A 585-nucleotide genomic window follows, 5' to 3' on the forward strand; every position below is an offset into this window, starting at 1 on the left:
TTCAAATCTGTGTGGAAGCGGAGCCATCCCCACCGCAACGCACGGATAGAGTGCTAGGCGTGGATTTGGGAAGGACGGATATTGCTCATACATCGGAAGGAGATAACTGGAATGGACAGCAGTTGAACAAAGTCCGAGACCATCACTCGCGGTTGAGGGCGGTACTCCAACGCAAAGCCAGTAAGGGCACACGCAGTTCGCGGCGCAGATGCCGTCAACTGCTGCAACGGCTGTCTGGCAAGGAGAGGCGCTTTCAGGCGTGGGTCAATCATCGAATCTCCAAAGCTATTGTCTCTAGGGCAAAAGCTACCAACAGCGCTATTGCCCTGGAAGACCTGACAGGGATTCGGGAAAGGGTCAATCAACAGCCACGCAACAAAGCCGAGCGGCGCAGGGCCAACAGTTGGGCGTTCTACCAGCTTAGGATGTTTGTGGTCTACAAGGCTGCCATCGCCGGAGTGCCTGTAGTACTGGTTCCGCCTGCCTACACGTCGCAGACCTGCCACCGGTGTTTGCATATCCATCCCGACCCTACGCAATCCTATCGCAGTGGGAAGCAGTTCAAGTGTGGGCACTGTGGATGGG

At 56.1% G+C, this 585-nt stretch carries 1 protein-coding gene; it reads left to right on the forward strand.

Annotation, left to right across the window (positions count from 1 at the left end):
* Positions 1-585, forward strand: a 585-nt coding sequence (locus NW820_RS13385; protein WP_414407774.1) for an RNA-guided endonuclease InsQ/TnpB family protein, incomplete at both ends; no start/stop codon positions are given.

The sequence above is a fragment of the Synechococcus sp. R55.7 genome (assembly GCF_047461955.1).
Taxonomy (GTDB): Bacteria; Cyanobacteriota; Cyanobacteriia; order Thermostichales; family Thermostichaceae; genus Thermostichus.